Genomic DNA, 9,353 nt, shown 5'->3' on the forward strand with positions numbered 1-9,353 from the left:
CGACCCGGCGCATGGCCGCGTGCGCGTCACCGCCGGCGCCGGACGCCCCGCGGTGACCGTCGCCGTCGGCGCCAGCACCCGCGAGCTGGCCGGCGAGCGGGCGCGGATCGCCGCCGATGCGGCGAGCGCGGTGCAGGCGGCCGTGCGCGGCGGCTATGTCGCCGGCGGCGGTGCAGCCGAGCTCGCGGCAGCCCGCGAGCTGGAGCGGCGGCGCGAGACGGTGAAGGGGCTCGAGGGCTTCGGCATCGCCTCCGTCGCGGAGGCGCTCCGCAAGCCGCTCGCCCAGATCGCCGTCAACGCGGGGCTCAGCCCGCTCGAGAAGATCGAGCAGGCGAAGGCCGCGCAGGCGCTGGCGGGCTCCGCCGCGCTCGCCATCGACTGCGACACCGGCGAGGTGGCCGACATGATCGCGCTCGCGATCGTCGATCCGGCGCCGGTGAAGCTGCATGCGATCCGCGCGGCCGCGGAGGTGGCCGCTGCGGTGCTCCGCATCCGCACCGTCATCAAGATGCGGGCGGCGGAAGCGGGGCCGGGCGAATCGGGCTAACGCGAGCCGAAGGAAACGGACCCTCGAAGAGCGGCCCTTTTCGGGCACACTAGGGGGCAGATGACCCGCGCAATTAACCTACACAATGAGAAATTCGAAGCAAGGAACTTGATTTCGTCAAGGAGGTGAACCACACGTGAGTCAACAGGATACAACCCAAGAACATTCGCAAGCGGAAGAGTTGACCGAAGAGGTTCTCGAGCAGGAGGCTGCTCAGGACACATCGGAGGCAGAAGGAACAACAGAAGGTGCCGGTGCCAGCGAAACGATCGCACGGCTGGAGAAGGAGCTGCAGGATACCCTGGAGCGCAGTCTGCGCGCACAAGCCGACTTTGACAACTTCCGTCGGCGCACGCGCCAGGAGAAAGAAGATTTCGCGAAGTATGCCTCCTCCAAAGTCATTGGAAGCCTGCTTCCGATTATGGATAACTTCGAACGCGCGCTCGATTCGAGCCGCGAAACTCGCGACTTTGACGCCCTTCTGAAAGGGCTGGAGATGACCTTCCGTCAACTGGAGCAGCTGTTCAACCAAGAAGGCGTTCAGAAGATGGAGACCGTCGGCCATCCGTTCAACCCGGAGCTCCACCAAGCGGTCATGCAGGTAGAATCCGATGAATACGAAGAAGGCATCGTCGTCGAAGAAGTCATGAAGGGCTACACCCTGGGGGACAAGGTGCTTCGTCCAGCAATGGTTAAGGTCAGCTCCTAAGCGAGCTCGAATGAGACCCCGGACAAACGCGACACCGGCTTCAACCGGTTGAGCTTCCATGGGCAAGCACTTCTTCCCCATACCCGAATCCAAATCCGCACGAGCAGAGGGCCGGTCTCCACAGAGTCGGGCCCCAGGCTCGGGGCGACATCCTTAAGGAGGAACAAGAATCATGGGCAAAGTTATTGGCATTGACCTCGGTACCACCAACTCTTGCGTGGCTGTGATGGAAGGCGGCGAAGCCGTCGTCATCCCCAACCCGGAAGGCAACCGCACGACCCCTTCGGTGGTCGGCTTTAAGAAAGACGGTGAGCGGATCGTCGGCGAAAGCGCCAAGCGCCAAGCCATCACGAACCCGGACCGCACGGTCAGCTCCATCAAGCGTCACATGGGAACAGGCCACAAGGAGCAAATCGGTGATAACTCGTACACCCCGCCGGAAATCTCGGCGATGATCCTGCAAAAGCTGAAATCCGACGCGGAAGCTTACCTTGGCTCGACGGTCACCCAAGCGGTTATCACCGTTCCGGCTTACTTCAACGACAGCCAACGTCAAGCGACGAAGGATGCCGGTAAGATTGCCGGTCTAGACGTTCTGCGGATCGTCAACGAACCGACGGCGGCAGCCCTTGCCTACGGCCTTGATCAAGACAAGGAAGAAACGATTCTTGTGTTTGACCTCGGCGGCGGTACGTTCGACGTCTCGATCCTGGAGCTGGACAGCGGTACGTTCGAAGTTCGCGCAACGAGCGGCGACAACCACCTGGGCGGCGACGACTTTGACCAAAAGGTCATTGACTACCTCGTAGCCGAATTCAAGAAGGACCAAGGCATCGACCTCAGCAAAGACAAGCCGGCTGTACAACGGTTGAAGGATGCCGCGGAAAAGGCGAAGAAAGAGCTGTCCGGCGTGCTCACGTCGACAATTTCCCTGCCGTTCATCACGATGGTAGACGGAGTTCCGCAGCACTTGGAGCTGACCCTGACTCGCGCCAAATTCGAAGAAATCACGGCGGATCTCGTGGAACGCACCCTCGGCCCGACGCGTCAAGCGCTGTCTGACGCCGGCCTGAACCCGAGCCAAATCGACAAGGTCGTATTGGTCGGCGGTTCCACCCGGATCCCGGCCGTACAGGAAGCCGTTAAGAAGCTGATCGGCAAGGATCCGCACAAAGGCGTTAACCCCGACGAAGTGGTGGCCCTCGGCGCCGCCATCCAAGCGGGTGTCTTGACGGGTGACGTCAAGGACGTCCTCCTGCTGGACGTAACCCCGTTGTCCCTTGGAATCGAAACCGCCGGCGGCGTGTTTACGAAGATGATCGAGCGCAACACGACCATCCCGACGAGCAAGTCCCAAGTGTTCAGCACCTACGCCGACAACCAAACGAGCGTGGAAATCCATGTCCTGCAAGGCGAACGCTCGATGGCTTCCGGCAACAAGACGCTCGGCAAGTTCATGCTGGGCGATATCCCGCCGGCTCCGCGCGGCGTTCCGCAAATCGAAGTGACGTTCAACATCGACTCCAACGGGATCGTGAACGTGTCTGCTCTCGATAAGGGAACAGGCAAGAGCCAAAACATCACCATCACCTCCTCGAGCGGCTTGAGCGATGCAGAGATCGATCAGATGATGAAGGACGCCGAAGCGCATGCGGAAGAAGACCGCAAGCGTAAGGAAGAGGTCGAAATCCGCAACAACGCCGACCAACTGGTCTATACCGTCGACAAGACGATCAAGGACCTGGGCGACAAGGTGGATTCGAGCGAGATTGCCAAAGCCGAAGCGGCAAAGGAAACGCTGAAGAAGGCGCTGGAAGGCACCGACACCGAGGCCATCAAGACGGCGTCCGACGAGCTGACCGAAGTTGTTCAGCAGCTGTCTGTCAAGCTGTATGAGCAAGCTCAAGCAGCTGGTCAAGCCGAAGGCGGCGCCGATGCAGGTGCTGCAGGCGGTGCGAAGGGCAAAGACAACGTCGTGGATGCCGACTACACCGTTGTAGACGAAGACAACAAGTAAGAACGTATGAACGATTAGAGCATCTGTTACGAAGCAGAAGTCAAAGCCGCACTCGCGGCTTTGACTTGCTTGGTGCATAGCCCTTTTTTCATAGGAATTGATTCGAGCCGATTAGGTGGTGGGAAAGTTTTGAGCAAACGGGATTATTACGAGGTGCTTGGCGTTTCGAAGGACGCTTCGCCGGATGAGATTAAGAAGGCTTACCGAAAGCTTGCCCGGCAGTACCATCCAGACGTAAACAAGGCAGCCGATGCCGAAGAGAAGTTCAAGGAGATCAACGAAGCCAACGAGGTGCTGAGCGACGATCAGAAGCGTGCCAGCTACGACCGCTTTGGGCATGCCGATCCTGCCCAAGGGATGGGCGGCGGCGCCGGAGGCATGGACTTTGGCGGCTTTGGCGATATCTTCGATATGTTCTTTGGCGGCGGGGGGCAGCGTCGGAATCCGAATGCGCCTCAGCGCGGCAATGACCTGCAATATTCGATAACCATCGAGTTCAAGGAAGCGGTGTTCGGCAAGGAAACGGAAATCTCCATTCCCCGGACCGAAACCTGCTCCCGCTGTCACGGATCGGGAGCGAAGGCAGGCACCAAGCCGGAAACCTGTACGGTCTGTAAGGGAACCGGGCAGCAGGAGGTCATTCAGAACACGGCATTCGGCCGGATCGTCAATCGCCGTGTCTGCCAGAACTGCAACGGCCAGGGACAGATCATCAAGGACAAGTGCGGCGAATGCCACGGAGCGGGCAAGGTACGCACCCAGCGCAAGATCCAGATCAAGATTCCGGCCGGCGTGGACGATGGAGCCCAACTCCGCGTAAGCGGCGAAGGCGAAGCCGGGTCGAAGGGCGGGCCTCCTGGCGACCTGTATATTGTCATCCGCGTGAAGCCGCATGACTTCTTCGAGCGCGAAGGCGACGACATCTATTGCGAGGTTCCGATTACCTTTGCCCAAGCCGCACTGGGTGACGAGATCGAAATCCCGACCTTGACGGAAAAGGTAAAGCTGAAGATTCCCTCTGGAACTCAAACGGACACGTATTTCCGCTTGAAGGGCAAAGGTGTGCCGCGGATGCGCGGGTATGGCCAAGGGGATCAGCACGTGAAGGTCGTGGTGGTCACCCCGACCAACATGAACGACAAGCAAAAGGACCTGCTGCGCGAGTTTGCCGCTCTCAGCGGTGAGCAGACGCATGAGCAGTCGAAAACGATCTTCGAGCGCATGAAAAAAGCGTTCCTTGGAGACTAACAACCAAAAGCCCCGCAAACTCCCTGCGGAAAACGGATGTGGATGCATCCCGTTCCCGCAAGAGAGCTGCGCGGGGCTTTTTTTGCATCGAAGGCTCTTCCGCTAAAGAGGGATAGAGTCCGATAGAGTCAAGTGGTTCGCGTAGACTGGAAAGAAAATGGGTAAGATACTCCTGAATCCAAGAAGGAGGAATCCATCATGAAGGATGAACACTTGAAGGACGACCGGAACATCAAGCAATCCTCCTGGCATCTGGAGGATGTGACGACAGCCATCCAGGCCGAGGTTGAGGCGGGGGAGCTGGACATCCATGACGGTCGGGCAGAGGACGTTGTGGTGAACGAAGCGCTCGCGGATGAAGACGACCGCGAAGCGGCAGCTCGTGCAGAGGCAGCCGATGCTCGGGTCGAAGTTGGAAAGTCCTATGACTGAGAAGAGCGTCATCGCCTATTTTGCGAGTCGGGAGGCGGCGGAGGAAGCGGTGAACAAGCTGAGAGCGCTTCGAGCGCTGGATGCGCGTGTCGATTCCTTCGGCCGCTTTCCCGGTTCTTCGGAAGGATCGTCTACTCCCATATCCGGCGATATCTCCAGCCTCTCCAGCCTAACCTTAAACGCAACCGTAGAGACGCGCGATACCGGTATCCTCCTTGCCGCCGATCCTTCGGCGAGCGGTTTGTCCGGCGATCCCAGCTCGGTGAGCGGCCATCGCTTTGTTCTCTCGGCCGTCGTCCCGGAAGAGACCCATCATCAAGCGCTGCGCGCGGTTGAGCAGTCTGGCGGCACCTTATAACCGGAACGAGAGGCCTTCCCATCCATAACCCGTTCCCCTCCAATTAAACCGAAAAGCCGATGTCCGTCCTTCCTGACGACATCGGCTTTTCGGTTTTTGATCTTTACAAATCCTTCATCCCGGCATGACATCGACTTATTCCTGCCATAGTACAATCACTTTGGACTTAAAAAGCGCTTGTCCAGCATTTCCCATTTCGTTGATTCTATTCTAACAGTCGGAGGTATTCATTTTGAAGAAATCATGGACATTGTTTACGGTAGTTGCCCTGAGCTTTTCGCTGCTGGCCGGTTGCAGCTCCAGCAACAGCAGTTCGTCGTCGAGCCCTTCCGCAGACGCTTCCACGTCTCCCGCTGCTGAATCCCCATCCGCTTCCGCGAACACCGCGAAGGAAGTCAAGGAGCTCAAAATCAGCTTTGTTCCCTCAAAAGATCCGGATCAAATCATCACCGCGACTGATCCGCTTAAAAACTTGCTGAAAACCCAACTGGCCACCGAAGGCTACAACGTAGATAAGGTTACGATCGATGTAGGCACCACGTACGAAGCCGTAGGGGAAGCCCTGTCGGCAGGAACGACGGATATCGGCTTTATTCCGGGCGGCACCTATGCCCTGTACGACGACGGAGCAGACGTCATTTTGACGGCTACCCGTGCCGGCTTGTCCAACGACTCTGACAATCCGAAGGATTGGAACGAGCATAAGCCGACAGAAGCTACCACGGAGCAAGCGAACTATTACCGCTCCCTGTTGATCGCAGGCCCTTCCAAGAAGGGACAAGAGCTGGCTGCCAAGGTTAATGCCGGCACCGCCTTGACCTGGGAAGACCTGAACAGCGCCAACTGGGCCGTTATGTCCACCTCGTCTTCGGCAGGCTACATTTACCCGACGCTCTGGCTGCAAAAGAACTTTAGCAAGAGCATCACCGACCTGGCTCATGTGGTAACCTCCGATTCCTACGGAAGCTCGATGGGCCGCCTGGCTGCCGGTCAAGTGGATATCATCGTCACCTTTGCTGATGCCAGAAGAGACTACGTCGACAAGTGGACGAGCGAATTTTCCCGCACCAGCTCCGTCTGGGATGAGACCAATGTCATCGGCGTTACGGATGGAATCTTCAACGACACCATCAGCGTCAGCAAGAATGATTCCCTGATGACTGACGAGTTCAAGACCGCTCTGCAAAAAGCGTTCATCGCCATCGCCGGCACTCCGGAAGGGAAAGAAGTCATCGCGATCTACAGCCACCAAGGCTATAAGGAAGCCAAATCTTCCGACTACGATAACGAGAGAAAAGCGCAGGACATCATCAAAACCTTGAAAAAGTAAGGCGGACTCCGCCAACCGGCATGCGAGTTCGAAGAGGGAGTGCATCAGGGCTTCGGTGATGCGCTCCTTTTTCACCTTTTTTGTCTACACCACTAGATAGGGGTAATTCCATGATCAAGTTTGTGCAGGTCGAGAAGACTTATCCGAATGGAACCGTTGCATTGAAAGACATTAACTTGACCGTTGAACAGGGAGAGTTCGTCGCCGTCATCGGCTTGTCCGGAGCGGGCAAGTCGACGTTGATCCGCTGCATCAATCGAATGCACGAAATCACGGCCGGACAACTGTTTGTGGATCATGTGGATGTCTCCAAGCTGAGAGGAAAGCAGATTCGCCAGTTCCGCAGAAGGATCGGAATGATCTTTCAATCCTTTCATCTGGTCACCCGCATCTCGGTTTTGAAGAACGTCCTCGTTTCCTTCGTCCCGGATCTGCCGATGTGGAGAAAGCTGACCGGGATCTTCACCAAGGAGCAAAAGATTAAAGCCCTGGAGGCGTTGGACAAGGTAGGGATTTTGGATAAAGCCTACATCCGCGTGGATCAGCTCTCCGGCGGGCAGCAGCAACGGGTTGCACTGGCTCGCACCTTGGCTCAGAATCCGGACATCATCCTGGCGGACGAGCCCATCGCATCCCTGGACCCGGTTACGTCCAAGCTCGTGATGGACGACTTTAAGAAGATTAACCAGACCATGAAAATTTCGATTCTGATGAACATCCATCACGTGGAGATCGCGCTGGAGTACGCAGACCGCATCATCGGGGTTCGCAAGGGGGAGATCGTCTTCGACGGGCCGGCGGATCAGGTGACCCCCGCGATTCTGAGTGACATCTACGGCGACAAGCTCGAGAGTGAATTATCCTCGGTGGAGGCGATGGCGGCACATGGCTGAGAACGGGCTTACTTCGAAAAAAATCACTCTGCCAAACGGGAAGCTCGTCCACGAAAAGCGTTCGAAGCTTCCGATCATCCTGCTCTTGGTGATTGCGGCAACTGCCTTATCGGTTTACATGACCAACTTCAGCCTCGATGTTCTGGTTAAGAGAATCGACAAGTTCTTTAACATGCTGGGGGATATGATCCCTCCGAATTGGAGCTATTTCCCCAAATTATGGGATGCGCTCCTCTCTACGCTGCAAATGTCTTTGGTCGGGTCCATCATCGGGGCGCTGCTGGCTCTTCCGTTTGCCTTGTTGGCGGCCTCTAACGTCATTCGCAACCGGGCAGTTGTCGCTCTTTTTAAGATTCTGTTGAGTCTATTAAGAACGCTGCCCACTTTGGTAACGGCACTCATTGCTACCTATGTGTTTGGTTTGGGTCCTATGGCGGGCATGGCGGCGATCCTGCTCTTTACCCTTTCCTATGTGGGGAAATTGCTGTACGAACAGATTGAAAATGTCGACATGGGTCCTTTTGAAGCGATGGAATCGATCGGCATGACCCGCGTGCAAGCCTTTCGGTACGCCATCTTCCCGCAAGTTCTTCCCAGCTATTTGTCCACGTCGCTTTTTTGCTTTGAGGGCAACGTCCGCTATGCAGCCATTCTTGGGTATGTGGGAGCGGGGGGAATCGGTCTAGTGATCACGGAAAACCTGGGCTGGCGTGAATACCCGAACGTGGGGATGATCATTCTTTCCTTGATCGTCGTCGTATATGTCATTGAAACCGTGAGTGAATTTTTCCGAAAAAAGCTGACTTGAGGTGGTCTTTCGTCATGACAAACCTGGAAAAGCAACTACTGGCCGCACCTCGGAATCATCGCTACTACTTAACGGCGGCTGTTCTTGTGTTCCTATTATTCCTGTGGTCATTCAGCTCCTTACATCTATCCGAAATCAACAGCAGCGGACTCAAGATCGCATCCAACATTGTCAAAGGGATCGTGAATCCCGATCTGGAGCTGCTCTTCAATATGTCCAAGCAAAGCGTCCCGTACCTGCTCCTTCAAACCTTGGCCATCGCTTTTTTGGGCACGGTCGTAGGAGCGGTGCTGTCGATTCCGTTCGCGTTTTTGGCGGCGTCCAATATCGTACCGAAACCGATTGCCTGGGTTACCCGGCTTCTGCTCATTATGATTCGGACGATTCCGGCCCTCGTCTATGGGCTCATGTTTATTCGGGTTTCGGGTCCCGGCCCGTTTGCTGGCGTGCTCACGATCAGCCTGACCTCCATCGGCATGCTGTCCAAGCTGTATGTGGACGCCATTGAAGAACTGGACAAGAAGGTACTGGAGTCGATGACCTCCATCGGCTGCTCCACCTTCGAGAAGATTCGCTTCGGGATCATCCCGCAGCTCATGGCGATCTTCCTGTCGGTCACGATCTATCGGTTTGACATGAACATGCGGGAAGCTTCGATCCTCGGGTTGGTTGCGGCCGGCGGGATCGGCGCACCGCTCATCTTCGCCATGAACAGCTACAAATGGAATCAAGTGGGCTCCATTCTGATCGGACTGGTCGTCCTGATCCTTCTCATCGAATGGATCTCAACCAAACTTCGCTCCAAGCTGGTTAACGGGTAGAACGTGTCTTCAAACCCGAATACGGGTCGCAAGCTTATGAGAAACCATGAAAAATCCTCCGGGCCGGAATGGTCAAGCCCCCGAATTGTAGACAGTGAAAAAAGCCTCTAGGCAGCAAGCTGGCGTCGGTACGCAACCGGAGTCAGCTTGTTTAGTCTTCGTTGTGGTCGACAGTGGTTATAAAAGTGGA

Annotated in this window: 10 protein-coding genes; all 10 read left to right on the top strand. The window is 56.5% G+C overall.

Annotated elements, in window-relative coordinates; translation table 11 throughout:
* Window positions 1–547, top strand: a 547-nt coding sequence (locus AAFN83_RS22010) for a TCP-1/cpn60 chaperonin family protein (RefSeq protein ID WP_347773421.1), incomplete at its 5' end; no start/stop codon positions are given.
* A 136-nt stretch (window positions 548–683) separates the two neighbouring features.
* Window positions 684–1,256, top strand: coding sequence for a nucleotide exchange factor GrpE (gene grpE, locus AAFN83_RS22015; protein ID WP_347773423.1), 573 nt, complete (start codon window positions 684–686; stop codon window positions 1,254–1,256).
* Between the two features lie 172 nt (window positions 1,257–1,428).
* Window positions 1,429–3,273 carry a molecular chaperone DnaK gene (gene dnaK / locus AAFN83_RS22020; RefSeq protein WP_347773425.1) on the top strand — a complete coding sequence of 615 codons (1,845 nt, stop codon included), beginning with the start codon at window positions 1,429–1,431 and terminating at the stop codon, window positions 3,271–3,273.
* A gap of 129 nt (window positions 3,274–3,402) precedes the next feature.
* Complete coding sequence (gene dnaJ, locus AAFN83_RS22025) at window positions 3,403–4,521, top strand: molecular chaperone DnaJ (protein ID WP_347773427.1); 1,119 nt, start codon at window positions 3,403–3,405, stop codon at window positions 4,519–4,521.
* A gap of 198 nt (window positions 4,522–4,719) precedes the next feature.
* Window positions 4,720–4,953, top strand: a complete 234-nt coding sequence (locus AAFN83_RS22030) for a hypothetical protein (protein ID WP_347773429.1) — start codon at window positions 4,720–4,722, stop codon at window positions 4,951–4,953.
* A complete protein-coding gene (locus tag AAFN83_RS22035) occupies window positions 4,946–5,311 on the top strand; it encodes a hypothetical protein (protein WP_347773431.1) in 366 nt (121 codons plus the stop codon). Before AAFN83_RS22030 ends, AAFN83_RS22035 begins: the two co-directional genes overlap by 8 nt.
* A gap of 232 nt (window positions 5,312–5,543) precedes the next feature.
* Window positions 5,544–6,641 (top strand): phosphate/phosphite/phosphonate ABC transporter substrate-binding protein, encoded by a 1,098-nt coding sequence (locus tag AAFN83_RS22040; protein WP_481810541.1) that lies wholly within the window; start codon window positions 5,544–5,546, stop codon window positions 6,639–6,641.
* 110 nt (window positions 6,642–6,751) lie between these two features.
* Window positions 6,752–7,534, top strand: coding sequence for a phosphonate ABC transporter ATP-binding protein (gene phnC / locus AAFN83_RS22045; protein WP_347773433.1), 783 nt, complete (start codon window positions 6,752–6,754; stop codon window positions 7,532–7,534).
* Window positions 7,527–8,342 (top strand): phosphonate ABC transporter, permease protein PhnE, encoded by an 816-nt coding sequence (gene phnE / locus AAFN83_RS22050; RefSeq protein ID WP_347773435.1) that lies wholly within the window; start codon window positions 7,527–7,529, stop codon window positions 8,340–8,342. Before phnC ends, phnE (AAFN83_RS22050) begins: the two co-directional genes overlap by 8 nt.
* Window positions 8,343–8,356: 14 nt before the next feature.
* Entirely contained in the window at window positions 8,357–9,163 is an 807-nt protein-coding gene (phnE, locus tag AAFN83_RS22055; RefSeq protein WP_347773436.1) for a phosphonate ABC transporter, permease protein PhnE, read from the top strand.
* Window positions 9,164–9,353 lie beyond the last annotated feature (190 nt).

This window comes from Gorillibacterium sp. CAU 1737, assembly GCF_039888655.1.
Classification (GTDB): Bacteria; Bacillota; Bacilli; order Paenibacillales; family NBRC-103111; genus Gorillibacterium.

What these genes read in the sequence shown, in the direction of transcription:
- dnaK (WP_347773425.1), top strand. Translation starts at nt 1,429, where the DNA reads ATGGGCAAAGTTATTGGCATTGACCTCGGTACCACCAACTCTTGCGTG.
- AAFN83_RS22030 (WP_347773429.1), top strand. Translation starts at nt 4,720, where the DNA reads ATGAAGGATGAACACTTGAAGGACGACCGGAACATCAAGCAATCCTCC.
- AAFN83_RS22035 (WP_347773431.1), top strand. Translation starts at nt 4,946, where the DNA reads ATGACTGAGAAGAGCGTCATCGCCTATTTTGCGAGTCGGGAGGCGGCG.
- phnC (WP_347773433.1), top strand. Translation starts at nt 6,752, where the DNA reads ATGATCAAGTTTGTGCAGGTCGAGAAGACTTATCCGAATGGAACCGTT.
- phnE (WP_347773435.1), top strand. Translation starts at nt 7,527, where the DNA reads ATGGCTGAGAACGGGCTTACTTCGAAAAAAATCACTCTGCCAAACGGG.
- phnE (WP_347773436.1), top strand. Translation starts at nt 8,357, where the DNA reads ATGACAAACCTGGAAAAGCAACTACTGGCCGCACCTCGGAATCATCGC.